Origin of the sequence: Nocardia sp. CA-135953, from assembly GCF_050955735.1 — a bacterium.
Classification (GTDB): domain Bacteria; phylum Actinomycetota; class Actinomycetes; order Mycobacteriales; family Mycobacteriaceae; genus Nocardia.
The window spans coordinates 3,074,859-3,099,769 of sequence record NZ_CP192082.1 but is presented as its reverse complement, the minus strand read 5'-3'; the positions used below and the strand labels follow the sequence as shown (position 1 = coordinate 3,099,769).

At 65.3% G+C, this 24,911-nt stretch carries 23 protein-coding genes and 1 riboswitch; of the genes, 12 read left to right on the top strand and 11 right to left on the bottom strand.

Annotated features, from left to right (window positions below; translation table 11 throughout):
* Nucleotides 1–30: 30 nt before the first annotated feature.
* Together ACQPXH_RS14200 and ACQPXH_RS14195 are read right to left on the bottom strand one after the other, a co-directional pair.
* Complete coding sequence (locus tag ACQPXH_RS14200; protein WP_433602811.1) at nt 31–588, bottom strand: hypothetical protein; 558 nt, start codon at nt 586–588, stop codon at nt 31–33.
* A 317-nt stretch (nt 589–905) separates the two neighbouring features.
* Entirely contained in the window at nt 906–3,089 is a 2,184-nt protein-coding gene (locus ACQPXH_RS14195) for a malate synthase G (RefSeq protein ID WP_433602810.1), read from the bottom strand.
* A gap of 371 nt (nt 3,090–3,460) precedes the next feature.
* Between ACQPXH_RS14195 and ACQPXH_RS14190 the strand changes: the two genes are divergently transcribed.
* Nucleotides 3,461–4,144, top strand: a complete 684-nt coding sequence (locus tag ACQPXH_RS14190) for a TetR/AcrR family transcriptional regulator (protein ID WP_433602809.1) — start codon at nt 3,461–3,463, stop codon at nt 4,142–4,144.
* Between the two features lie 2 nt (nt 4,145–4,146).
* Nucleotides 4,147–5,436 carry an acyl-CoA dehydrogenase family protein gene (locus tag ACQPXH_RS14185; RefSeq protein WP_433602808.1) on the top strand — a complete coding sequence of 430 codons (1,290 nt, stop codon included), beginning with the start codon at nt 4,147–4,149 and terminating at the stop codon, nt 5,434–5,436.
* Nucleotides 5,437–5,441: 5 nt separating this feature from the next.
* On the opposite strand, the gene ACQPXH_RS14180 is transcribed toward ACQPXH_RS14185, so the two are convergent.
* Nucleotides 5,442–6,065 (bottom strand): DUF4232 domain-containing protein, encoded by a 624-nt coding sequence (locus ACQPXH_RS14180; protein ID WP_433602807.1) that lies wholly within the window; start codon nt 6,063–6,065, stop codon nt 5,442–5,444.
* Nucleotides 6,066–6,216: 151 nt separating this feature from the next.
* On the opposite strand from ACQPXH_RS14180, the gene ACQPXH_RS14175 reads away from it, so the two are divergent.
* Nucleotides 6,217–6,495 (top strand): hypothetical protein, encoded by a 279-nt coding sequence (locus ACQPXH_RS14175; RefSeq protein ID WP_433602805.1) that lies wholly within the window; start codon nt 6,217–6,219, stop codon nt 6,493–6,495.
* A 3-nt stretch (nt 6,496–6,498) separates the two neighbouring features.
* Here the strand turns inward: ACQPXH_RS14175 and ACQPXH_RS14170 are convergent, their stop codons facing one another.
* Nucleotides 6,499–7,179, bottom strand: coding sequence for a winged helix-turn-helix transcriptional regulator (locus ACQPXH_RS14170; RefSeq protein WP_433602804.1), 681 nt, complete (start codon nt 7,177–7,179; stop codon nt 6,499–6,501).
* A 91-nt stretch (nt 7,180–7,270) separates the two neighbouring features.
* Between ACQPXH_RS14170 and ACQPXH_RS14165 the strand changes: the two genes are divergently transcribed.
* The 7 genes from ACQPXH_RS14165 (at nt 7,271) to ACQPXH_RS14135 (ending at nt 13,372) form a co-directional block, all read left to right on the top strand.
* Complete coding sequence (locus tag ACQPXH_RS14165; RefSeq protein ID WP_433602803.1) at nt 7,271–8,404, top strand: acyl-CoA dehydrogenase family protein; 1,134 nt, start codon at nt 7,271–7,273, stop codon at nt 8,402–8,404.
* 378 nt (nt 8,405–8,782) lie between these two features.
* Nucleotides 8,783–9,682 carry a cutinase family protein gene (locus tag ACQPXH_RS14160; RefSeq protein ID WP_433603449.1) on the top strand — a complete coding sequence of 300 codons (900 nt, stop codon included), beginning with the start codon at nt 8,783–8,785 and terminating at the stop codon, nt 9,680–9,682.
* Between the two features lie 36 nt (nt 9,683–9,718).
* Entirely contained in the window at nt 9,719–9,865 is a 147-nt protein-coding gene (locus ACQPXH_RS14155; RefSeq protein WP_387292773.1) for a hypothetical protein, read from the top strand.
* Between the two features lie 51 nt (nt 9,866–9,916).
* Nucleotides 9,917–10,462: an HNH endonuclease gene (locus ACQPXH_RS14150; RefSeq protein WP_433602801.1), complete on the top strand. Its 546-nt coding sequence runs from the start codon at nt 9,917–9,919 to the stop codon at nt 10,460–10,462.
* A 25-nt stretch (nt 10,463–10,487) separates the two neighbouring features.
* Nucleotides 10,488–10,757 (top strand): WhiB family transcriptional regulator, encoded by a 270-nt coding sequence (locus ACQPXH_RS14145; RefSeq protein WP_433602800.1) that lies wholly within the window; start codon nt 10,488–10,490, stop codon nt 10,755–10,757.
* A gap of 144 nt (nt 10,758–10,901) precedes the next feature.
* Nucleotides 10,902–12,506: a VWA domain-containing protein gene (locus ACQPXH_RS14140; protein ID WP_433602799.1), complete on the top strand. Its 1,605-nt coding sequence runs from the start codon at nt 10,902–10,904 to the stop codon at nt 12,504–12,506.
* A 185-nt stretch (nt 12,507–12,691) separates the two neighbouring features.
* Nucleotides 12,692–13,372, top strand: a complete 681-nt coding sequence (locus ACQPXH_RS14135; RefSeq protein ID WP_433602798.1) for a hypothetical protein — start codon at nt 12,692–12,694, stop codon at nt 13,370–13,372.
* Between the two features lie 75 nt (nt 13,373–13,447).
* On the opposite strand, the gene gcvP is transcribed toward ACQPXH_RS14135, so the two are convergent.
* The 7 genes from gcvP to ACQPXH_RS14100 form a co-directional block, all read right to left on the bottom strand.
* Nucleotides 13,448–16,267 (bottom strand): aminomethyl-transferring glycine dehydrogenase, encoded by a 2,820-nt coding sequence (gene gcvP / locus ACQPXH_RS14130; protein ID WP_433602796.1) that lies wholly within the window; start codon nt 16,265–16,267, stop codon nt 13,448–13,450.
* Between the two features lie 188 nt (nt 16,268–16,455).
* Nucleotides 16,456–16,555: riboswitch (glycine riboswitch) on the bottom strand.
* Between the two features lie 130 nt (nt 16,556–16,685).
* Nucleotides 16,686–17,285, bottom strand: a complete 600-nt coding sequence (locus tag ACQPXH_RS14125) for a MerR family transcriptional regulator (RefSeq protein WP_040689886.1) — start codon at nt 17,283–17,285, stop codon at nt 16,686–16,688.
* A gap of 195 nt (nt 17,286–17,480) precedes the next feature.
* Nucleotides 17,481–17,954, bottom strand: a complete 474-nt coding sequence (locus tag ACQPXH_RS14120) for a bifunctional nuclease family protein (RefSeq protein WP_433602795.1) — start codon at nt 17,952–17,954, stop codon at nt 17,481–17,483.
* A 167-nt stretch (nt 17,955–18,121) separates the two neighbouring features.
* Entirely contained in the window at nt 18,122–18,949 is an 828-nt protein-coding gene (gene ftsR, locus ACQPXH_RS14115) for a transcriptional regulator FtsR (protein ID WP_433602794.1), read from the bottom strand.
* A 73-nt stretch (nt 18,950–19,022) separates the two neighbouring features.
* Nucleotides 19,023–19,508 carry a glycogen accumulation regulator GarA gene (garA, locus tag ACQPXH_RS14110; protein WP_040689879.1) on the bottom strand — a complete coding sequence of 162 codons (486 nt, stop codon included), beginning with the start codon at nt 19,506–19,508 and terminating at the stop codon, nt 19,023–19,025.
* 170 nt (nt 19,509–19,678) lie between these two features.
* Nucleotides 19,679–20,077, bottom strand: a complete 399-nt coding sequence (gene gcvH, locus ACQPXH_RS14105; RefSeq protein WP_433603448.1) for a glycine cleavage system protein GcvH — start codon at nt 20,075–20,077, stop codon at nt 19,679–19,681.
* 78 nt (nt 20,078–20,155) lie between these two features.
* Nucleotides 20,156–20,725: a CDP-alcohol phosphatidyltransferase family protein gene (locus tag ACQPXH_RS14100; protein WP_433603447.1), complete on the bottom strand. Its 570-nt coding sequence runs from the start codon at nt 20,723–20,725 to the stop codon at nt 20,156–20,158.
* Nucleotides 20,726–21,052: 327 nt separating this feature from the next.
* On the opposite strand from ACQPXH_RS14100, the gene ACQPXH_RS14095 reads away from it, so the two are divergent.
* On the top strand, nt 21,053–22,747 hold the full coding sequence (locus tag ACQPXH_RS14095) for a GMC oxidoreductase (RefSeq protein WP_433602793.1): 1,695 nt from the start codon (nt 21,053–21,055) through the stop codon (nt 22,745–22,747).
* 742 nt (nt 22,748–23,489) lie between these two features.
* Nucleotides 23,490–24,881, top strand: coding sequence for a DUF2252 domain-containing protein (locus ACQPXH_RS14090; protein ID WP_433602792.1), 1,392 nt, complete (start codon nt 23,490–23,492; stop codon nt 24,879–24,881).
* The last annotated feature ends 30 nt before the right edge of the window (nt 24,882–24,911 follow it).

Genomic DNA, 24,911 nt, shown 5'->3' with positions numbered 1-24,911 from the left:
GTGGAGCGGTGACGGCCTCGGCCGATCCGGTCATGTGTTCTCGACAAAGCGGTACCAGCGGTCGTGGAAGGGTTCGTAGCCGATACCGCCCGGCCCGGCGGGTCCGATGCTCGGGGCGCTGTCCGGGAAGTAGGCGAAGCCTTCGGAATTGGTGGCTCCGCCGCTGACGTAGAACAGACACGCGCCGTCGCGACGGGTGATGTAGGTGACGGTGTAGACACCCAGGCGGGTGCGATGGCCCGGATTGGCGCAGGCGGTGGCCTGATCTTCGAGGATGGGGCGGGACAGGCGCCAACCCGCAGTTTCGGGGACTTCGTACCATACGAGGGCGGCGAGGGCGGCGATCAGTAGCGGTGCGGTAAGGCTTACGAAGACAGCGTGATAGCGGATCAAGCCCAGGATGGCGAAGACGATCGCGACCAGCCCGACCACCGAAAGTCCCACCCACAGCAGCACTTTGGCCGGAAAACTGCCCTGAGCAGCCAATTCCCAACACAGCGCGGCACAGAGCAGCGCGATCACAGTGGTGATGGCGCCCATCCAGAGCTCGAACCACAACGGTATCGGTCGGAGGCGGCCGGTGCTCATGCCAAAGAAGATACGTCGATCCGCCCTGTCTCCGAAGGGAATCGGCTCACCGTCTGTGGAGATATCGCACCGGGCAAAGGAAACCCCCGGCCTCGGCATCCCATCGAGGGGCCGGGACCGGGGGTCGTCGTACCAGACGTTCAGCTCGGCTATTACAGCGGCGGGAAACCGGCCGAACCGGTGGCCAGCCAGTTCCAGAACATCGCCGCGCGATTCACAACCAGGGCGAATACATCAAGGACAACGCTTCCCATAAAACTTCCTCACATCCGACTGTCTCGTGCAGCGCCCAGGGTAACGGATCGTTATGGAACGCCTCAGACGCAAGCCAGCGCCTTGGCCTCACGACGACGTCGGTGCAGGATCGGCTCGGTGTAGCCATTCGGCTGCTTGGTGCCCTCCAGCACCAACTCCTTCGCGGCCTGGAATGCGATGCTGCCCGCGAAGTCCGCCGCCATCGGCCGGTAGTTCGGATCGCCCGCATTCTGCTTGTCCACCACCGGCGCCATCCGCTCCAGGCTGGCCACCACCTCATCGGCGGTGACCACACCGTGACGCAGCCAGTTCGCCATCAGCTGGCTCGAAATGCGCAGGGTCGCACGGTCTTCCATGAGACCGATATCCCGGATATCGGGCACCTTGGAGCAGCCGACACCCTGGTCGATCCAGCGCACCACATAGCCGAGGATGCTCTGGGAGTTGTTGTCCAACTCCTGACGCTTCTCCTCATCGGTCCAGTTCGGATCGCCCGCGAGCGGGATCTCCAGGATCTGATCGACGGTGGCGCGACGGCCACCTGCGGCGATCTCCTGCTGCCGCTCGAACACGTCGACCTGGTGGTAGTGCGTGGCATGCAGCGTGGCCGCGGTCGGCGACGGCACCCAGGCGGTGTTGGCGCCCGCACGCGGGTGTCCGATCTTCTGCTCGAGCATGTCGTGCATCAGATCGGGCATGGCCCACATGCCCTTACCGATCTGCGCCTTACCGGGCAAGCCGGCGGCCAGACCGGTATCGACGTTCCAGTCCTCGTAGGACAGGATCCACTGCTGGGTCTTCATCTCGGCCTTGCGGACCATCGGCCCGGCCTCCATGGAGGTGTGGATCTCGTCGCCGGTGCGGTCCAGGAAGCCGGTGTTGATGAACACCACGCGGTCCGCGGCGGCCTGGATACAGGCCTTCAGGTTGACCGTGGTGCGGCGCTCTTCGTCCATGATGCCGACCTTGAGGGTGTTGCGGGTCAGGCCGAGGACGTCCTCGATCCGGCCGAAAAGCTCGTTGGTGAAGGCGACCTCGTCCGGGCCGTGCATCTTCGGCTTCACGATGTAGACCGAACCGGTGCGGCTGTTCTTCAACTTCGTCTCGCCGAGCAGGCTGTGCTTGGCGACCAGCGAGGTGATCAGACCGTCCATGATGCCCTCGGGCACCTCATTGCCCGCGGCGTCGATGATCGCGTCGGAGGTCATCAGGTGGCCGACGTTGCGCACGAACAGCAGCGACCGCCCGTGCAGCACCAGCTCGCCGCCGCCGAGCGCGGTGTAGACGCGATCCGGGTTCATGGTGCGGGTGAAGGTCTTGTCGCCCTTGGTCACCTTTTCCGCCAGCTCGCCCTTCATCAGGCCGAGCCAGTTGTGGTAGCAGAGCACCTTGTCCTCGGCGTCCACCGCGGCGACCGAATCCTCGAAGTCCATGATCGTGGTGACCGCGGACTCCAGCACCACGTCCTTGACGCCCGCCGGATCGGTCTTGCCGATCGGCGAGGCCGGATCGATCTGGATGTCGATATGCAAACCGTTGTGCTTCAACAGGATCGAAGTCGGTGAGGCCGGATCGCCCAGATAGCCGACCAGTTCCGCGCCATCGGCGCCCAGCGTGGTGACCTCGTCGTTGCTCAGCGTCACCGCCAGCTGCCCGCCATCGATCGCGTAGTGCGTCGAGGACCGGTGCGAGCCGTTGGCAAGCGGGGCGGCGGTATCGAGGAACTTGCGCGCGAACTCGATCACGCGGCTGCCGCGGACCGGGTTGTAGCCGGTGCCCTTCTCGCCGCCGTCGGCCTCGGAGATGGCGTCGGTGCCGTAAAGGGCGTCGTAGAGCGAACCCCAGCGCGCGTTCGCGGCATTGATCGCGAAGCGGGCGTTCATCACCGGCACCACCAGCTGCGGGCCCGCGGTGGTGGCGATCTCGTCGTCCACATTCTGGGTGGCGATCTCGAAGTCGGCCGGTTCCGCGCGCAGGTAGCCGATATCGCCGAGGAAGCTCTGGTAGGCGGCCTTGTCGTAGTTCGCGCCGGGGTGCTCGGCGTGCCAGGCATCGAGCTTGCCCTGGATCTCGTCGCGTTCGGCCAGCAGGGCGCGGTTGCGCGGAGCGAGGTCGTTGATGACCTGCTCGGCTCCGACCCAGAACGCGGCGGAATCTACGCCGGTTCCGGGGAGCGCCTCGTTCTCGATGAACTCGTGGAGAACGCTGGCCACCTGGAGCCCGCCGACCTGAATCCGCTCTGTCATCTACTGCCTCACTTTTGAGAAAGCCGGGTGGGAAAAATCGCAACCAATGTTACCCATCGGTAGTGATGTGACGGTGTGTCGGGGCCTTGATTGTATCGTCCGGCGGAATTAATGTACTGACTGGAACATTACTGGCGGCCGGAGCAATGGAGCGCAATGCCAGGACAGTCGTTAGCGGATAAGGTCGCCCTGGTCACGGGCGGTAGCCGTGGGCTCGGCCGAAAGACGGTGCCGGCCTTCGCCGCGGCCGGTCGAATCCGGCCCGAAGTCGTTGCCACACACCGATTCCCGATGTCGGACAGCGCGAACGCCTGCCGCATGTTCGCCGACCGTGCCGATGGGGTTTCCGAAGTCGTCCTGGATCCACGCCGATGACCGCGGCATCGCGCGGCGATTCCGTGCGGGGTGGTGGCCGGGTGACGGGTGGGCCCGAGTTGGCCTCGCCTCGTCGTCGCGGTCGTCCACCGGCCGCGGAGACCACGGCCGAGGCGACCAGGACGCGCATCGTGGCGGCCGCGGTGGAACTGTTCGCGGAGCAGGGTTTCCACGGTACCGGCGTCGCGGAAATCGGCGATCGGGCCGGAGTGCAGCGGGGTGCGCTGTATTACCACATCGGTTCCAAGGAGGAGCTGCTCTGGCAGATCCTGCGCGATTACATCCAGCTCATGCTCACCGATGCCCAGCGGATCTCCCGCGGCATCGATGACCCGATCGTCAAGTTGCAAAAGCTGATCCACAGCCACATCGGGCTGATCATCGAGCACCACCGCGAGGTCGCCATCCAATTGCGCGACGTCACCGCACTGACCGGTGGGCGTGGCGAAGAACTACAGGAAATGCGTGACGAAATACAGGCCTGCTGGCAGCGCGTCATCGACGCGGGGCATGCGGCGGGTCTGCTGCGTACCGACGACCATGTGGTCACCAACAGCGTGCTCGGCATGCTGAACATGGTGACCTTCTGGTACCACCCGCACGGCGGGCGCTCCCCCGACGAAATCGCCGACATTGTGGCGTCCACCATTCTCGATGGCATCACCGACACGAAAGGCTGACCATGGCTTGGGATTTCGAAACCGACCCGGAATACCAGCAGAAGTTGGACTGGGCGGCGGAGTTCGTCCGCACCGAGGTGGAGCCGCTCGATCTGCTCTACCCGAATCCCTATGACCGCACCAATACCGAGGCGATGGCGCTGATGCGGCCGCTGAAGGAGAAGGTGAAGGAACAGGGACTGTGGGCCTGCCATCTCGGACCGGAACTGGGCGGCCCCGGCTACGGGCAGCTCCAGCTCGGCCTGCTCAACGAGGTGCTCGGTACTTCGGTGTGGGCGCCGTCGGTATTCGGTTGCCAGGCACCGGATTCCGGTAACGCGGAAATCCTCGCGCACTACGGCACCGAGGAACAGAAGGCCAGGTACCTGGAGCCGCTGCTGGCCGGTGAGATCGGTTCCTGCTATGTCATGACCGAACCGACCGGCGGATCGGATCCGACGCTGTTCAAGACCCGCGCCGTGCGCGACGGCGACTCCTGGGTGATCAACGGCGAGAAGTGGTTCAACTCGAACGCGCAGTTCGCCAGCTTCCATATCGTCATGGTGGTCACGAATCCGGATGTCAGCCCGTACCAGGGCATGTCGATGTTCATCGTGCCCGCCGACACCCCTGGCCTGGAGATCGTCAAGAACTTCCACGTGCACGGTTTCAGCGAGCACGAGGGACATCTGCGCTTCACCGATGTCCGGGTGCCCGCCGACCACTTGCTCGGCCAGGAGGGTATGGGCTTCATCGTCGCGCAGACCCGCCTCGGCGGCGGTCGGGTGCACCACGCGATGCGCACAGTCGCGTTGGTGCGCAAGGCCTTCGACATGATGGCCGAACGCGCGGTCTCCCGGCCGATGCGCAAAGGGGCCCTCGCGGGTTTGCAGATGACCCAGGAGCGCATCGCCGACAGCTGGATCGAGATGGAGCAGTTCCGCCTGCTCGTCCTGCGCACCGCCTGGCGGATCGATAAAGAACAGGACTATCTGAAGGTCCGCAAGGACATTGCCGCCATCAAGGTGGCGATGCCGAAGGTGATGCACGATATCGCCCAGCGCGCACTGCATCTGCACGGCGCGATCGGCGTCAGCCAGGACCTCCCGTTCGTCGACATGATGAATTACGCCGAGGTCATGGCGATCGCCGACGGCCCCACCGAGGTCCACAAGATCACCCTCGCCAAGGAAGTCTTGAAGGACTACACCCCGGGCGACCCGGTGTACCCGAGCGGCTACCGTCCCGCCCTGCGCGAACAGGCCCGAGAACTGGTGGCCCGCCGCTTGGAACACATTGTCGGCAACCTCTGAAATCGCTATTTGGTGGTCACCGGGTGAACGCTCAGCGTGCAGGTGTCGATGGTGGTGCTGACCGCGTGCGTGTCAGTGGTGTTCGGGGCGGTGACCAAAAGTTTCGTGTACGTCGGGCACTGGTTGCCTTCCGCATCGACCGCGCCGCCCTCGACCACTGCCTCGGCATTGTGGTCGTGGTCCAGGACGACGGTCGGTGGCGTATCGATATCGGCGGGGAGACCGCCCAGATAGCCGCGCAAGGTGCGCTCGGCATGCAGGAGCGGCCCACCTGGGCCGGTATCCACGCCCGGGTATCCGGTCAGCGTGCACGCACCGCTGGCACCCACGACCGAGAAATGCACGCGCGCACCGCGGTGGCCCGCGCCGGGCGACATCGGTTCCACGCCGACGATGAGCTGGCTGCCGACGCATGCCGGTATCGGCGGCGACGCCGGTTCGCCGTTCGCCCTGGTCGGTTGGTCGGTGGCTACCGCGCTCGGCTCCGGCACGCGGCTACCGACGCTGGTCGGCACTGCGCTCGTACCTGCGGCCGTACCGTGGCCATGATCACCGCCCGAGCAACCAGCCAACGCGAGAACCGCGCAGCAGCCCAGCGGCACCAGATATTTCACCGTCGATATCGACATCGGAACACATCCCTTGCGTATTCGATTCGAACTGGTGCCCCCACCGATTCGTTGCGGACGCCACTTCCGGAACTCCCCGTTCGACACGCGGTCCCCCGAGCGGACGAGCCTGTTGATCTGTTTATCGGCCGCACCCGTCGAGCGTTATCGGATGCACACCCGAACAGGCGAGTCCAACCTGGATGCCGGAGGTAACCGAGTGATCGCATACGAGGTGCGACGGGTGCACAGCTGCGAGTTCTGCGGTACCGACGACCGGGCCCTCGGCACCGACGGCTCGTTGGGCCGGGCCAAGTCGATCGCCGAACGCGACGCGGGCCTCGCTCTCGAATGGGCATGGTTCATCGCCGACGGCGAGTGGCCGCTGAGCGCCGATCCCGGGGACGGCGTCTACCGCTACTACATCTACGCCCGAGAGACAACTGCGTAGTGATCACGAAGTGCGTACGACCGGATCCGCATACCCCGCAACAGGACTCAGCTGCAGTACCGTCGGCATCCGCCGAGTGAGTGCGGTCGGCCCGGTGAATTCCACTCGGCCGGCTCGCATTGCGTGCGAGAGCGGAATGCGTCCCAGCCAAACCTGGTACAGCGATTCGACATCGGAGCTGATGGTGACGTCGACCGGATAGCCGGGATCGGCATCACAGACCGAAGGCACACCCGATTCGACGACAATCCAATAGCGCCGGAAGTCGTCGGTGAACCGCACGCACAACACGTGACGCTTACCGGGAAACGTGGATGTATCCAGCCGGGAGTGCATCCACCACACCAGCAGCCCGGCATCCAGTTCCTCGGGCTGCGGTTCGCCGAAGGTCCAGCGTGCACCCCATTCGCCGAGTCCGAACAGGATCGGCTCCAATTCCCGACCGGCGGCGGTGAGCAGATATTCGCTGCCCACCTTGTCGATCAATCCGGCCCGCTCGAACTGGCGCAGCCGCTTGGCGAGCAGGCTGCGCGAAAGCCCTGGCAGACCGCGCGCCAGATCGTTGAAGCGAGTTGTGCCGATGAGCAGATCTCGCAGGATCAGCAGCGACCAGCGCTCGCCGAGCACATCGAGCGCACGGGAGATCGGACAATATTGGCCATAGCTCGAGGTCGTGCTGGTCATTGTCACCTCGCGAGCCGGGGTCCATTTTCTGGACCGTGGAAGTCCACTTTCTGGACTATTCGGTTATCGCGGCCGTTCCTAACTTCGAAACATGACGACTATCGCCCATGACATCACCACCACCGACTGGATCGCCCTGGCACGCCAGGTAGGGGAAACCCTGCGCGCCGATGTGGCCGCCCGCGACCGTACCGGCGACATCTCCGTCGCCGCCTTCGACCTGCTGCGGGCCACAGGACTGTCCGCAGCACTCGTACCGACCGAGTTCGGCGGCGGCGGTGTGTCGCACCGCGAGATGGGCGAGATCCTGCGCGAACTCGGCCGCCACGATCCGTCCACCGCGGTCGCGTTCGCCATGCACACCCATCTGGTGGCCGCGCAGGTCTGGCGGCACAACCACGGCATAGACGCCTCGGCGGTATTCGCCAAGGTGGCGGCGGGCGCGATCCTGGTCAGCACCGGCGCTTCGGACTGGGTCGAATCCAACGGCCGGGCCGAGCGCGTCGACGGCGGCTTCCGGGTGAGCGCGCGCAAAGCGCCCGCCAGCGGCTGTGAGGTCGGCGATGTGGTGGTGACCAGCATTCGCCGCGGCGATGCGCCGGAGGGACCCCAGGTGCTGCACTTCGCGGTGCCGTTGGACGCCCCCGGTGCTCGCATCGAAAAGACCTGGGACACTATCGGTTTGCGCGCCAGCGGCTCCCATACGGTGGTCTTCGAGGATGTCTTCGTTCCCGATGCCGCGATCTCGCTGACCCGCCCCGCCGACGTGTGGCCCCCGGTGCTGAATGTGGTGATCGGTGCGGCCATGCCGCTGGTCATGGCGGCCTATCTCGGCATCGCTGATGCCGCGGTCGAATTGACCGCCGCACTCGTCGCCGACCGCGGCGAACCACATACCTTCCAGCTCGCGGGCGAAATGATGAACGCCTACACCACCGCCGCGGATCTGATCGCCGCCATGTTCACCGATTCGGACAATCTGCATTTCGACAACACCGACGGCTATGGTGCGCGCACGCTCAGCCGCAAGACCGTGGCCGCCGACGCGCTCGTCGATACCGTCCGGCTGGCCATCGAAACCGTTGGCGGCGTGGGCTTTTCGCGCGGCTGCGAGCTGGAGATGTGGTACCGCGACATCCACGGCTGCCTGTTCCACCCGCTGCCGCGGGCCAAGCAGACCCGGTTCACCGGCCGAGTTCTGTTGGGCCACACGCCCATCGGCTGACCCGACCTTCTCGAACGACATATGCTCGAAACCGGGACGCACGCCTGCCGATCGGGGTTCAATAGATGGGCACACGATGATGCACGGGAGTGAGTCATCGGTGTCCTGATAACCACCACAACCGTGGACGAGGCGGTGACTGCCCCTCGGACACGATGAAGGAGTCGCGCACCCCCTCGCCCGCGACTCCTTCATCCCGCCGCGCCGGGCGAATCGCCGGCATTACGCGTTGTGTTAAAAATGTTCGGCGTTTGTCACGGGTTGTTCCCGCATCAACCCCTGGTCAGACCGTACGGTTGTCTCCGACGCGGCGGCAGGCAGTCGCGTACGGCCCCCGGCCGCTTCGGACCTAGCAAAACCGAGGTGTGGACCATGTTTATGCGCAAGATGATCGGTGCCGTGGCGGGAACCGTCATGGTAGGTGCGGCCGGCGCCGTCGGCGGTGCCGGCGCGGCGACGGCAGCGCCCGATGGCTGCCCCGACCTGTATGTCGTGGCGGTACCCGGCACGTGGGAGACCTCCGATGCCAATCCCGGCGAGGGCATGCTCGCCAGCGTCACCGATAACCTGCCGCGAAATACCAGGACCGACTACGTGACCTACGCGGCGACTGCTTTCCCCTGGGAGACCGATGTTTACGGCCGGTCCAAGCGGCAGGCCATCGATAATGGCCGCGGCCTGGTCACGGCAATGGCCCAGCAGTGCGCCGAGACCAAGATCGCGCTGATCGGCTACAGCCAGGGTGCGGATGCGGCAGGCGATCTCGCCGCCGAAATCGGCACCGGACTGAGTCCCATTCGGCCCGAACGCATCGCCGCGGTCGGGCTCATCTCGGATCCGCGCCGCTCCCCGACCGACGCACTCATCGGCCCGCCGGTCGACGGCGCCGGTGCGGGCGGCCCGCGCATCGGCGGCTTCGGCTTCCTCACCCAGAAGACCCGGACCATCTGCGCTGTCGGCGACCTCTACTGCGCCGCACCGCCCACCGACTTCGCGACTCGCGTCGCCGGCTTCCTGGCCCAGGCCTCCGATCCCGACCCGGCTCAGCTGTGGCGCTATCAGCAGGAGGCGTTCGCCATCTTCAACGACCTGATGGCGACGGGGGTGTCCCCGCTCATCCAGAACCAGCTCGCCGATCCGGAAATGAACGAGCGCAAGCGGGAATTCGAGCGATTCTACAACTCGTTCGTACACCAGAACTATCCGACCTACGTCGTGGATTCCAACGGCGCCACCGCCACCGCGTGGCTGCGGCAGTGGCTGATCGGCCTGGCCTGAAAAACCCTTCGCCAGCGGTGGGCGCGCCGTGCCACCATGGATTTCGATGATGATCACCCGATTCCGCGGGTGCTCACGAGCATGAGGAAGGAGGCGGCGGCCGTGACCATTGTCGTATCGAGCTTGCGTCGGTATGACGCGCGCGTCGAGCAGGAACTGCGCCGCCTCCCGGCCGGTAACTGACCGACCCTCGCCTTCCGAATCCGCTCGCTCTCTCGAAACATGGTGACTCCCATGACGTTCCACCGTGCCACCGATCCGGTGGTGTCTACTGTCGACAACTGGATACACACCCGGGTACTGGTATTGAATGCCAGCTACGAGGCGCTCACCGAGATCAGCGCCGACCGGGCCGTGGTGCTGCTCATGGGCGGCGCCGCGGAGTCGATCGCCGATCGCGAGCCGCACCTCCCGATCCGCTCCAAGCATCTCGAGCTCGCGCTGCCGGAGACGATCCGGCTGCTGCGATACGTATACCTCGACCATGTGACGCGAGTACACGACGGCAGTCGCGCGACGCTGGCCGGGGTGCTGCGCCGAGACCACCACCGGTGCGGATACTGCGCGTCCTTGGCGCGCACCGTCGACCACATTCGACCCCGCAGCAGAGGTGGTCCCAACACTTGGGACAACCTCATCGCCGCATGCGCCCGGTGCAACTCGAGCAAGGCCGACCGGACGCCGGAGGAAGCGGGCATGCGGTTGCTGTGGCAGCCGAAGGCGCCCGACCACCTGGCCAAACGGCAACAGCGGATCTGGAAGCAACTGGCCGCCACCTGAGCCGAGAGAAAGGAGAAGGATCGAAATGACCGTCGAATTGGAGACCAGCGCGCTTGTCGATCTGACCGCCCTGCTCCCGCTCTCGGATTCCCGAGAGTGGCATCGGGCGGCCTGCCGCGGTGATCCGAATCACGAGGCGTGGTTCCCGTACCCGTCGCAGGATTTCGAGTACGCGCGCGCGGTCTGCGCGGGCTGCCCGATTCGAGACGCCTGCGGCGAATTCGCCGCGCGGACTGGACAGTCCGGAGTTTGGGGCGGACACGAGTTCGACCGCGGACGGATGATCCGACTCTAGTCGGACGTTCGCGCCACGCCGTGCCGGTGCGCCGCACCGGACACACCGGCACGGCAAATCCTGCGTGAACATACACTGAGGATCGTGGGCACACATCGCAGCGGAACCAGGTCCCGGGGCGTCAGCAAAGGTCCGGTTATCGCAGTGGTTGCCGTTTTGCTGCTAGTCGCGGCGGTCTTCGCGTTTTTTCAACTCAGTGATCGCGCCGCGAACCAGGACAAGTCGGCCGCGGCGGAATGTAAGGAGGGACCGTCGACGCTGTTCGTTACGGTCGATCCGGATATCGCCGATCCAGTGCGGGCCGCAGCGGAGCGCTACAACGCGACCAATCCGAAGGTGCGCGATCATTGCGCGAAAGTGGTGGTGACGGCCCAGCCGTCGGCGGCGATCGTCGCCGGGTTCACCGCGGGCACGCCGTGGAACGGTGCGCTCGGTCCGCAGCCGGGGCTGTGGATCGCCGATTCGATGCGGTCCATCGAATCCATGCGGGTGCCCGGGCTGATCGAGGGCACACCCGCGCCGGTTGCGATGAGTCCGATCGTGGTCGCCGTTCCCGAGGATCTGCGCGGTGCGCTCGAGCAGGCCAAGATCACCTGGGCGGATTTGCCACGGCTGCAACAGGGTTCGCTGGACGAGCTCGGATTGTTCGGGTGGGGTGGGCTGCGGATGGCGCTGCCCGCCGGGGACTCGACCTTGGCGGCGGCAGCAGCGGTCGGCTCCGCGGTTTCGGGAACCGATCCGCTTACCGATCAAGTCGCACAGTCCGGTCAGGTTGTCGCGGCGATCTCCGGGCTCGCCGCGAATGCGCCGCAGGCGGCGGACACCACGGCCGCATTGGCCGCGATCGGTGGAACGAATTCGCCCATTCACGCAGTAACGGCTACCGAGCAGCAACTAAAAGCTGTTGGTAGTACATCGGAATTTCGGCCAATGGGGACCGCACCGGTTGCCGATCATCCCGCCGCGCTGATGTCCGGGGCATGGGTGGACAAGACCCAGAATCTGATCGCATCACTGTTCGCCGACTACTTGCGCGCACCCCAACAGTCCTCGGCCTTCACCGCCGCCGGATTCGCCGCGGCACCGGCCGTCGCCGCACCCGCCGCGCCGCGGACCGCACTGGACAAGGTGCGTGCCACACTCGCCAACCCTGTTCTCGGCGTGCAAGCTACGGTGCTGCTCGACGTCTCGTCCTCGATGGGCAACAGCGACGGATCCGTCACCCGGCTCTCGAATGCACTCGGCGCGCTACGCTCCACGATGAATGTGATGCCACCGGACTTCGGACTCGGCGTCTGGACGTTCGGGAAGAACCTCGACGGGACAACGCCGTACAAGATCCAAACGCCCACCGCGCCACTGAACAATCAGCAGCGCACCGCCTTGGATACGGCGCTGGAGGCGGTGAAGCCCACCGAATCCCGTACCGACCAGGCTTATCCGTCACTCATCGCCGCCTACAAGTCGGCTGTTCGCGGATACACTCCGGGGCTCACCAATTCGGTTCTGCTCATCACCGACGGCCCGGATGACGACTCAACCACTACCGGAGCCAAACTGCTCACCGAGCTGACCCCGGCCGCCGATCCGGCCCATCCGGTTCGCATCGATGTGATCGTTATCGGGGGCAATAGCACGGAGACCCTCCAAACCGCCGCTCAGCGGACCGGGGGCACGTACACGCGACTGTCGACCTCGGATAACGTCAGCTTCGGGACCGCGGTTATGCACGCGTTGACGACGCCGTGAATCATCGCCTGCGGCAATCTCCTCGCCGTGGCGCCGATCTGCTACCGCTTGTTCGTCACTCACGAACCGCTGACCACACAAGACACCTCCATGCGGCCGGTGCCGCACCAGCCGCGGCACGGGCCGGCGCGTTCTGACGGCCGATCGGGACACAGTGGAGCAGCCCGCAATGCAATGATGACCCGGTGACTTCCTGGCTTCCGCTTCTCAGCTCGCTCATCGTCGCCGCCGCGGCGCTCATCGGCGTCCTGATCAACAACCGGACGAACCGCGACGCGATCACCGCGGCCGACGAGCGCAACCGGACCACACTTGATGCCGCACAGGCCAATATCGAGACAACCCACGCCGCCGCGCAGCGCAATATCGACAACGCCAACACCGCCGCAGAACGCCGCGAACAGGACAAATGGCGACGCGACTCGATTCTGACCGCGATCTCATCGGTACTGCTCGCCGCCGCCGACGTCCGCCAAACCCTGTGGGACACCCTCGATTGGAAGGCCGAATCCGTCGAGGAAGTGGACAGTTTCGGCAAGGAAGTACAGCAGAGCATCTCCGCATGCAATGGCTACATCACCCGCCTGCGCGTCCTTGCGAACCCTAAGATCCCGCAGCGCTGCGAGGATCTCCTCCGCACCCTCACCGCAGCGCAGAGCATCACCGTGCAACGCCTCAAGGTCGAACTCGACCACGAAGCAACCATGGACGACGTCAACGCGATCCGCGCATTGTGGCACAAGGCAATTGCCAACACCGTCCAAGACGAACGCGCCGCCGTCGACGCGACGCGGTCGGAACTGGGAATCGAAGCCCTCAGCGAGATACCGGAACTCGAACCCGAGGCCGCGCCGGACCCCGCGTGACCCGCCGCCCTCTGGGCTCGACAGATGGCTACCGAGCCGCACCTGCAACGGGGTCGAGGTGCGGATCGGTGGCCGTCAGTACGCGTCCAGCGGCGGGCAGGAGCAGACGAGGTTGCGGTCACCGTAGGCGCCGTCGATGCGCCGCACCGCGGGCCACACCTTGGCCCGCGCCGGATCCAGACCCTGCGGGTACACCGCGACCTCCCGGCTGTACGGGTGGTCCCATTCCCCGACCAGACAGGCCGCGGTATGTGGTGCGCCGCGCAGCGGATTGTCCTCGACCGGCCACACACCCGCGGCGACCTGATCGATCTCGCCCCGGATCGCTGTCATCGCGAGGATGAATTCGTCCAACTCGGCGAGGTTTTCGCTCTCGGTGGGCTCCACCATCAATGTGCCCGCCACCGGGAAGCTCATGGTCGGCGCGTGGAATCCGTAGTCCGCCAACCGCTTTGCCACATCGTCGACGGTCACGCCGGTCCGCTTGGTGATCTCGCGCAGATCCAGAATGCACTCGTGCGCCACCATCGAGTTCTCGCCGGTGTACAGCACCGGGAAGTGCTCGTTCAACCGGCGCGCGATGTAGTTGGCTGACGCGATCGCGGTCAACGTGGCCTTACGCAGGCCGTCCGCACCCATCATCCGGATATAAGCCCAGGTGATCGGCAGAATCGACGCCGAACCGTACTTGGCCGCCGACACCGCGTGCGAACCCGGCTCGAGCGGGTCACCGGGCAGATACGGCGCCAGATGCGAGCGCACCGCTACCGGGCCGACGCCCGGACCACCACCACCGTGCGGAATGCAGAAGGTCTTGTGCAGGTTCAGGTGGCTGACATCGCCACCGAACCGGCCCGGACGGGCAAGGCCCACCAGGGCATTCAGATTCGCACCGTCGACGTACACCTGACCACCCGCATCGTGCACCAGCGCACACAACTCGGCGACCTCGTGCTCGTACACGCCGTGCGTGGACGGGTAGGTGATCATGATGCAGGCCAGCCGGTCGGCGTGGTCGGCGATCTTGGCGCGCAGATCGTCGAGGTCCACATCGCCGTTCTCCCGGCACTTCACGACCTCGACGCGCAGCCCCACCATGGTGGCCGAGGCCGCATTGGTGCCGTGCGCACTGGACGGAATCAGGCACGTATCCCGGTGGGTATCACCACGATCCAGGTGATAGCGCCGAATGGCCAGCAACCCGGCGTACTCGCCCTGACTGCCCGCATTCGGCTGCAGGCTCACCTGGTCGTACCCGGTGATGGCCAAGAGCCAGCCCTCCAGATCGGTGATCACCCGCAGCAGGCCGGGCGCATCCTCGACCGGCGCGTACGGATGGACTCGCGCGAAACCGGGCCAGGTGATGGCCTCCATCTCGGCGGTCGCATTGAGCTTCATGGTGCAGGAGCCGAGCGGAATCATGCTGCGGTCCAACGCGATGTCCTTATCGGAAAGCCTGCGCAGATAGCGCAGCATCGCGGTTTCGGTGTGATAGCAGGTGAAGGCCGGATGGGTGAGGAATTCGGAGGTGCGGGTCTCGATCGAACCGCCGGTCACGCTCGGCGCACCGCCCGGATCGCCGACGCCCGATGGCAGGCCGGTGCTGAACGATTCGAGCACCGCGGTGACATGCGCCTCGGTAGTGGCCTCGTCACACGCGATGCCGACGTGATCGGCATCCACCAGCCGCAGGTTGATCCCGCGCGACTTCGCCTTCGCGACAACGGATTCCGCGCCGCCGGGCACGCGCACCAGCAGGGTGTCGAAGAAGTTCTCGTGCACCACGACACCATCGAGCCCCGCCGCGATGGCGGCCGCACGCGCATGAACGCGGCGGGCAATCGCCCGCAGTCCGTCGGCACCGTGGTAGCTCGCGTACATCGCGGCCAGAATGGCCAGCAGCACCTGCGCGGTACAGATATTGGAGGTCGCCTTCTCCCGGCGAATGTGCTGCTCACGGGTCTGCAGCGCAAGCCGGTATGCCTTGTTGCCATCCGCGTCCACGGAGACGCCGACCAACCGGCCGGGCAGCTGCCGCGCATGCTTGGTGTGCACCGACAGATATCCGGCATGCGGACCGCCGAAGCCCATCGGCACCCCGAAACGCTGTGTGGTGCCGAAACATACGTCCGCACCCTGTTCCCCCGGCGGCGTAATCAATGTCAGCGCAAGCAGATCCGCACCGACCGCCACCAATGCACCACGCTCGTGCGCCGCCTCGATCACCGGCCGCCAGTCCACAATCCGCCCTGACGCACCCGGAACCTGGACCAGCACGCCGAAGAACTCGCCCTCGGGCAACTCGCCACCGGACAGATCCGTCGAGACGATCTCGATGCCCAGCGGCTCGGCCCGGGTGGACAGCACGGTCCTGGTCTGCGGGAACAGATCGTCATCGATGAGCAGACGTGCGGACTTGGATTTGCCCGCGCGGCGCAGCAGCGTCATCGCCTCGGCGGCGGCGGTGGCCTCATCCAGCATGGACGCATTGGCCACCTCCATCCCGGTCAGATCCGACACCATGGTCTGGAAATTGAGCAGCGCCTCGAGCCGCCCCTGGCTGATCTCCGGCTGATACGGCGTGTAGGCGGTGTACCAGGCCGGATTCTCCAGCAGGCTGCGCACCAGCACCGGTGGAGTCAGCGTGTCGTAGTAGCCGAGCCCGATCATCGAGGCGGCGACGGTATTGGAGTGCGCGAGTTCGGCGAGTTCGGCGAGCACCTCGTGCTCGGTGGCCGCTGGCGGCAGCACCTCGAGGCCGGTGCCGTCCAGAATGCTCGCGGGCAGCGCCGCGGCGGCGAGCTCGTCCAGCGAGCCGACGCCGACGACGTCCAGAATCCGGGCGAGTTCGTCCCGGTCGGGTCCGATGTGGCGGTCGGCGAATGATCGAGTCACGGCGGCTCCAAGGTCGGGCGGGGTCGACCAACAATGGTCGACAGGTACCAGCCCTCCCCCTCTGTCGTGGAGCCTGAGAGATTCGGACGCCGCGCCGCCCTGTCTCGAACGGACAGGGCGCAGGACCCCTTTCCCCATGGGCGGGCGATCGCCGCGTTGTGCGCCAAACACCACTTTCCAGAGACGTCGAAGCCCGTACGGTCCTTTTGCCTGAGAGATTGACGGGGAGGTGCTGCTCCTTCGGCGCCCGGACTCTTGTGAAGTCCGGAACTCTCCCGCACGGCGGCGACGCATGGCTAGTTTAGGCCGCGCGCGCAATAAATGACGCCACCGGACCGCGGATGGGCGTGTAGCGCTCATCACTCCGGTGCATATAAGAAATGCCCGCCGCAGCAGCGACGGGCACTCGACACGATCCCTAGCCGGTCTTCCGGTTCATCCGAGCCTTACGACGGAAGGACAGTTCGTCCTCCGGGCGTTCGCTCGCACTGCCGCTCACCGCCCGCTCGGCCGGGAAGTTGGCGATGGCTCCGGTCAGTTCCCGCATGGCGCCGCTGACCGCGATTCCGAAGACGCCCTGCCCACCCTGCAGTAAATCGACTACCTCCTCGGGCGAGGTGCATTCATACACCGAGGTGCCGTCGGAGAACAGCGTGATACCAGCCAGATCCTGCACGCCCCGGCTGCGCAGATGATCGACCGCGATGCGGATGTTCTGCAGCGAGATGCCCGCGTCCAATAGCCGCTTCACGATTTTCAGGACCAGAATGTCCTTGAACGAATACAACCGTTGGCTGCCCGAGCCCGCCGCACCTCGGATGGAGGGCACGACCAGTCCGGTCCGCGCCCAATAGTCGAGCTGCCGATACGTGATCCCGGCCACCTGGCATGCGCTGGGTACGCGGTAGCCGACCAGATCGTCGGGCACCGAATCATCCGGGAACAGGCCTGGCTGTACCACATCCTGCGATTGCTCTGCCACTGACCACTCCCTTGCTTCGCCGACGCCTTGCCTCATCGATGACCCGGCTCCGTCATGACCAACGACCGGCCATAACGGACGTGGCCCAACTATCGAGATTACTCCCCCTGATTGTCCCGGGAGCGGCATCATCCGACCAAACGCGACGCGCGGCAAGAGTCTCGACCTCTACTTTAGGGCCAGCATAAATATGGGCACGCCGAACCGACAATGCCAGTCCGCCAGGTCATCTCAGCTATCGGTGGCCTTGAAATCGTCCGGCGAGACCGACTCGAGGAACTCCTTGAACTTCTCCACCTCGTCCTCGCGCTCGTCCGGCATGACCAGCCCCGCCTCCTCGAGCACCGGCTCCTCGGCATAGATGGGGCAACCCACCCGCAAGGCGATCGCGATCGAATCCGACGGCCGCGCCGAGATCCGCAGATCGTTCTCGAAGACCAGATCCGCGTAGAAGGTGCCCTCCTGCAGATCCACGATCCGCACTTCCTTGAGGGTGTGCCCGAGGTCGGCGATCAAGATCTTGATCAGATCGTGAGTCAGCGGACGGATCGGGGTCACCCCCTCTTGTTCGAGCACGATCGCGGTCGCCTCGGCCTGCCCGATCCAGATCGGCAGATACCTGTCTCCGGACACCTCGCGGAGCAACAGCACGGGCTGGTTCTGTGGCTGCTCGACACGAATGCCGATTACGCGCATCTCACTCATCGCACTGCCTCCCAATGACTCGCCGGCCGCCCGGCATGACCGCTGCAGAGCTCGCCGTACCACGAGTCTAAGCGAACCTCGAGGCGTGCAGCATTCCCTGTGCACAGCCGAAATCGGCGTGTTGTCCGTCTGGAACGCAAAGCGAACTCAGAACGCACCCGCCGAACTCAGCCGCCGAGCGAGGACCGCACCGACGCTTTCACCAGGCAGGTATGCAATGTCAGCGACAATGCCGCCAACTCCCGCACCATCTCCTCCGCGCGTGCGCGCGCACCGGCATCGCGACTCTTGGCGATCGGTGCCGCGATCTGCGCGACCAGCGCGGCCTCCCGGTCCGCGGCCAGCTTGAAGGCGCGCAAATGTCGTGCCTCCAGGCCGAATTCGGCCATCGCCTTGGCGGTTTTGGCCAGCGTCACCGCATCCTCGTCGAAGAAACCGGCGGCGCCGGGGATGATCAGATTCGCTCGGATCAGATCGGCGAGGAATTTCTCATCGATCTCGGCCTTGGCAAGCAGATCCGCCCGGGTGAGCCGGATTTCGTGATCGAATCGCAGCTCATCGGGCGAGATTTCACCGGGCACGACGCCGAGTTTGCGCGGCGCCGCAGTGCGCGCGCCATGGTGCGCCGCGGTGGGCTCGGAGTCGGGCATGGCGTGCCCCGACTCCGGCGCACCGTTGCGGCCGGAGTGCGCCCGGGCGCGGGCTTCCCGCACACCGAGCGTCGCCGCACCGCTGTCGATCGCTTCGAGCTGCTCCTTGATCACCTTCAAGGGCAGGTACTGATCGCGTTGTGCGGTCAGCACAAATCTGAGCCGTTCGCAGTCCGCGATCGAGAACCTGCGATAACCCGACGGTGTGCGCTCGGGTCGGATCAGCCCCTCGGCCTCGAGGAAACGGATCTTCGAGATGGTGATATCCGGAAAGTCCGGTCGCAGCAGGTCCAGCACGGAGCCGATCGACATGCCTCCGCGAGCCCACTGCGCCGCGCCCGTCATAGCACCGAGCCTTTCATGACACAGCGTTCTTCCCTGTCAACACTGCCGACACGCGAAATCCGTGCCGCTGATGTCACAGACTGCCCGCACCCGCCGACGAATCGCTCTGCTGGACCCGGGGCCCAGTGAGGAAGACGAGGCGGAACTTGCCGATCTGAACCTCGTCACCGTTCTGCAACTCCGAGGAGTCCACCGGCTCCCGGTTGACGTAGGTGCCGTTGAGGCTGCCCACATCGACCACCTGGAAGGAATCGTCGTCCTGCCGGAATTCGGCATGCCGACGGCTGACGGTGACGTCATCGAGAAAGATGTCACTGTCGGGATGGCGGCCCGCCGACGTGGTCGGCTGATCGAGCAGGAACCGCGAGCCCGCATTCGGGCCTCGCTTCACGACCAAGAGGGCAGCACCAACCGGCAGACCCTCGACCCCTTGGACCGGCTGTTCGCCGGTCGCCTCAGCGGAGCGCGACGCGTCGACCTCGTTCAGGAAATCCGCGCGGAAGACCGACGTCGTCTCGGCCGCGGTCTCCCCGTAACCCGGGTCTTTGTTCTCGCTCACCGTTTCTCTCCTCCTCGAACCTGATTATCCATGCAAGCAGGTGCTGCCTTCACCGCCACGACCTGGGGATCCTGGCGCTAGAACACCGGCTGCCAAGCGCCGGCACATCTATTGGCATTGACCGTACCCTGCCAGGGCGTACCCGTGCAGGTAGAACTGGGAAGGCTGAATCAGCCCCCGATAACTCCTTGATAACCTGCGGCATCCAGTAGTTCACCGAGCGCGGCATCCACGCCGGCCTCGTCGCTCAATTCGAGCTCGAAGATCCACCCGTCGCCATAGGGATCGGTGTTCAGTGTTTCCGGCTCCGAGTCCAGAACATCGTTCACCGCAACAACTTTCGCGGCCAGCGGAGCGTAGATATCGGACACGCTCTTGGTCGACTCCACCTCGGCGATGCTTTCCGCGGCCGCCACATCTTTGTCGACCTCCGGCAACTGCACGAACACAACGTCACCGAGTTGAGACTGGGCGTAGTCGGTGATGCCCACCCGAACCCGGGTCGGGCCGATCCGCCGCACCCATTCGTGCTCTTCGGTGTAGCGCAGATCCTCGGGGGTCTGGGTCACAGGCCGTCCTTTCATCGTGCTGACCTTCTCGAGCGATCTGCACGCAGTCGCCAGCGGGGTTCCACGCAACTCTAATCGCTACTCACTGCGGTGTGGCACAGCCGGTATCGCTCGCGCGACGGCGAAAGCCTTCCAGACGTAGAGCACGCCGGTCCACACATACGCCGCCGTGCCCCAGACCAGGAATGCCCCGCCGAAGGCACGACCGAAACCTGCCAGCGCCCAATCCATCTGACCGGCCAGCAACCACGGCAGCGCCGACATCAGTGCGAATGTGGCGGCTTTACCCAGGTAGATGACCTCGGGTGGATCCAGTTCGCGGCGTTTGTACACCGAAAGAGTCAAGGCCAGGACGGCGTCGCGGCCGATCAGGATCACTGCGACCCACCAGGGCAGCAACCCGCGGATCACGAATGCCGCCAGCGTGGTCACCAGGTACAGCCGGTCCACGAACGGGTCGAGCAGTGCACCGAGTCGCGACGACTGGTCGAGCAGCCGGGCCAGCTTGCCGTCCAGGAAGTCGGTGACGCCGCTGAGCACCAGCAGCGTGAAAGCCCAGCCATCGGCACGCACCACCAGCAGCAACCACACGAAAAGTGGCACACCGACCAGTCGCAATACGCTCAGGGCATTGGGAACGGTGAAGATGCGGTCGGCGAAGACGCCGCCCGCGGCCGGACCGCCGGCTTTCCCCGGGTTGTCCGCGCCGGAGCCGGCGCGTTCGCCCGGTTCCGTTTTCCCCGATTCGGTTGTCACAGCCCGTGCATACCGCAACGACCCCGGTTCACGCCATCCGGGCACGCCGATCGCGCATACTTTCGCTACCTGACCTGCTGTGCGATACACCGCAGCGACCCGGGTGACAGAATGAGTGTGGAACCATCTCACACGGTTGCCGCACACGGTCGCGGGTATCGAGGAGGCATCGCTGCGCGCGCTCACCAAACGGTGCCGCACGGTTCAGAGAGGGAAACCATGCCAGCATTCGACTACAACGTGGTAGTGATCGGCTCCGGATTCGGCGGCAGCGTCAGTGCGCTGCGCCTGACCGAGAAGGGCTACCGAGTCGGCGTGCTCGAAGCCGGACGGCGCTGGCCCGCCGAGGATATTCCGAAGACGAATTGGAATGTGCGCAAATCGATCTGGGCGCCACGGCTCGGTTTGACCGGACCGCAGCGGATCAGTGTGCTCGGCAAATGCGCGGTCTTCTCGGGCGCGGGCGTGGGCGGTGGTTCGCTCATCTACGGCAACACCCTCTACGAGCCGCTGCCGAACTTCTACACCGACAAGCAGTGGGCCCATATCACCGACTGGAAGGACGAATTGGCGCCGTACTACGACCAGGCGCAGCGCATGCTCGGCGTGGCCCCGAATCCGCGGATGACACCCGCCGACGAGGTGATCAAGGAGATTGCCGACGATTTGGGCGTCGGCCATACCTTCCACCCGACCAATGTGGGTGTTTTCTTCAACGAGACCGATCCGGGCACCGAGGTCGAAGATCCCTATTTCGGCGGCGCGGGTCCGCACCGCCGCGGCTGCGTGCACTGCGCGCAATGTTTCACCGGCTGCCCGAACAACGCCAAGAACACCACCACGACGAATTACCTGTATCTGGCCGAAAAGGCCGGGGCCGAGGTACATCCGCTGACCACCGCGACCGCCGTCCGGCCGCTGTCCGGCGGTGGATATGCGGTCGAGACCGAGCGCTCTGATCGCTGGATTCGCAAGCAGCGCAAGACATTTACCGCCGAGCAGGTGGTATTCGCCGGTGCGGCGCTCGGCACGCAGAAGTTGCTGCACAAGATGCGCGACGATGCGATACTGCCGGATCTGTCGCCGCGTCTCGGTGAGCTGACCCGCAGCAATTCCGAGGCGATCCTCAATGTGGTGAGCCGCTCGCGCCGCGATTTCGCCGAGGGCATCGCGATCACCTCCTCGATCCATCCGGAGGCCGATACCCACATCGAGGTCTGCCATTACGGCAAAGGGCAGAACGCACTGTTCCCGATGTCGGTGCCGATCGTGGACGGCGGGGCGTTCCGATTCCTGCGCTTCCTGCTGGCAATCGTGTTGCATCCGTTGGTTTTCCTGCGCAGTCTCAATGCCCGCCATGCCTCGGAGAAGTCGGTGATCCTGCTGGTGATGCAGTCACTGGACAATTCGCTGACCTCCTACCGCAAGCGCGGGCAATTGAAGACCAAACAGGGCACCGGCGAACCGAATCCGACTTGGATTCCGCTGGCGCACGATATCGGCCGACGGTTCGGCGCCAAGGTGAACGGCGATACCCACGGCCTGATCATGGATGTGCTGAATATCCCGGCCACCGCGCATTACATCGGCGGTTGTGTGATCGGCGAGGGTCCCGAGACCGGTGTCGTCGACCCGTATCAGCGGGTATTCGGACATCCCGGGCTGCATGTCGCGGACGGTTCGGCGGTGACGGCGAACCTCGGTGTCAATCCGTCGCTGACGATCACCGCACAGGCCGAGCGCGCAATGGCCTTCTGGCCCAATAGGAACGAGGCCGATCCGCGCCCGGAACTGGGTTCGGCATATCAGCGGATCTCCCCCGTCGCCCCGAACCATCCGACGGTGCCCGCATCCGCCCCTGGCGCACTGCGATTGCCGATCACACCGGTCGACCCCGCGGTGCCCGCCACCTGAGCGGGCCGGGTACGTCACGCCCCGATACCCATCTCGCTCGATCACCACGGAGCTCGTCTTACGAGCGACCCGTTCGCGGGCCGTCTCGCGTCCGAGTCGTGGAAGCGCATGTGCCGCACGCACGGGATTCGACCATCCGATGCGAGTGCATCAGGTGCTGAACGATCCGCCGTCAGTGACCACCACGGAGCGAGTCCTACGAGCGACCGTTCGCGGCCCGTCTCGCGTCCGAGCCGTCGAAGCGATGCGACGCACGCACGGGATTCGACCATCCGATGCGAGTGCATCAGGTGCTGAACGATCCGCCGTCAGTGACCACCACGGAGCGAGTCCTACGAGCGACCGTTCGCGGCCCGTCTCGCGTCCGAGCCGTCGAAGCGATGCGACGCACGCACGGGATTCGACCATCCGATGCGAGTGCATCAGGTGCTGAACGATCCGCCGTCAGTGACCACCACGGAGCGAGTCCTACGAGCGACCGTTCGCGGCCCGTCTCGCGTCCGAGCCGTCGAAGCGATGCGACGCACGCACGGGATTCGACCATCCGATGCGAGTGCATCAGATGCTGAACGATCCGCCGTCAGTGACCACCACGGAGCGAGTCCTACGAGCGACCGTTCGCGGCCCGTCTCGCGTCCGAGCCGTCGAAGCGATGCGCCGCAGGCGCGAGTCTCGACGGCTCGGACGCGAGACACCAGGGGGCCGCGAACCCGCAGCGCCGAAGGCGCTGCAAAATAACACAGTGTTGGATGGTGGTATTGATCTTCGCTCATATGTTCCTGCCGAGGACGTCCGCGCTCGCGGGCGGGCGCTGCGTCAGCGGGTTCCGGTCAGTGCCCGGGATCGAGCGGTCACCTGGTCCACGCGACCGGATGTGCTCGAGTTCATCGAGGCGAGCAATGCCGGTCGGTTGCCGCATCTGGTTCCGCTGCGGATCGGTCGAATGCTCGCCTCGCCGTTCACCTTCTATCGCGGTGCTGCCGGTTTGATGGCCGCCGATCTCGCGGGCAGTCCGGACACCGGTGTACCCGCGCAGATCTGCGGCGACGCGCACGCCGCGAACTTCGGCCTGTACGGCACACCGCGCGGCGAAATCGTCATGGACATCAATGATTTCGATGAAACGATCGTCGGCCCGTGGGAGTGGGATCTGGAGCGGCTCGCGGCCAGTCTGGTGCTGGCGGGCCGCGAAGGCGGTGCGGCCGAAGACGATTGCCTGCGGGCCGCGCGGGATGCGGCCCGCAACTATCGCCTCGCCATCGATCATCTCGCCGAGCAACCGTTCATGGAGTCGTGGAGCGCGCTTCCGGACGAGTCGATCATCAGCAGGGCCAGGGCCGACGATCTGCTCGACGACTTCAAGAAGGCGGCGAAGAAGGCGCGCAAGAACACCAGTGCCAAAGTGGTCGAGAAGTGGACCGAACATCTCGAGGACCACGAGACTATGAGCCGCAAACATCGGTTTGTCATTGCCCCACCGATTCTCACCGCGGTCGACGCCAAGGTGGCCGAGGAGATCATCGACGGGCTGGAGCGCTACGGCGACACCCTGCGCGAGTCCCGACGCAACCTGCTGGCCCGATTCGCGGTGTCCGACACCGCCTTCCGCATCGTCGGCACCGGTAGCGTCGGACTGCACAGCTATGTGGCACTGCTGCACGGCAATGACGGCGAGGCGCTGGTGCTGCAGCTGAAACAGGCCAACCCCTCGGCGCTGGCGCCATTCCTGCCCGCGACGCGGCCCGCGCACGAGGGTGAGCGAATCGTGCGGGGCGCCAGGCTGGTTCAGTCCGAGACCGATATCCTGCTCGGCTGGACCACGCTGCGCTTGGAGACCGGCGAACTGCCGTTCACGGTGCGCCAGTTCCGGAATATGAAGGGCAGTATCGATCCGGCAGAGCTGTCCTCGGACGATCTCGACGATTACGGCAGGCTGGCCGGTGCGCTACTGGCTCGCGCACATTCGCGTTCCCTCGATCCGCGCCTGCTCGCCGGGTATTTCGACGGTGAAGAGGCGTTCGAAGATGCCGTCGCGCGCTTCGCGGTTCGTTACGCCGATCGGACCGAGGCCGACCACGCCGAATTGGTCGATGCGGTGCGGGCTGGAAAGATTGCCGCGGAACAACCGCAGTGACACGCCGCGTCTGGTCATAGGCGCGGCGAA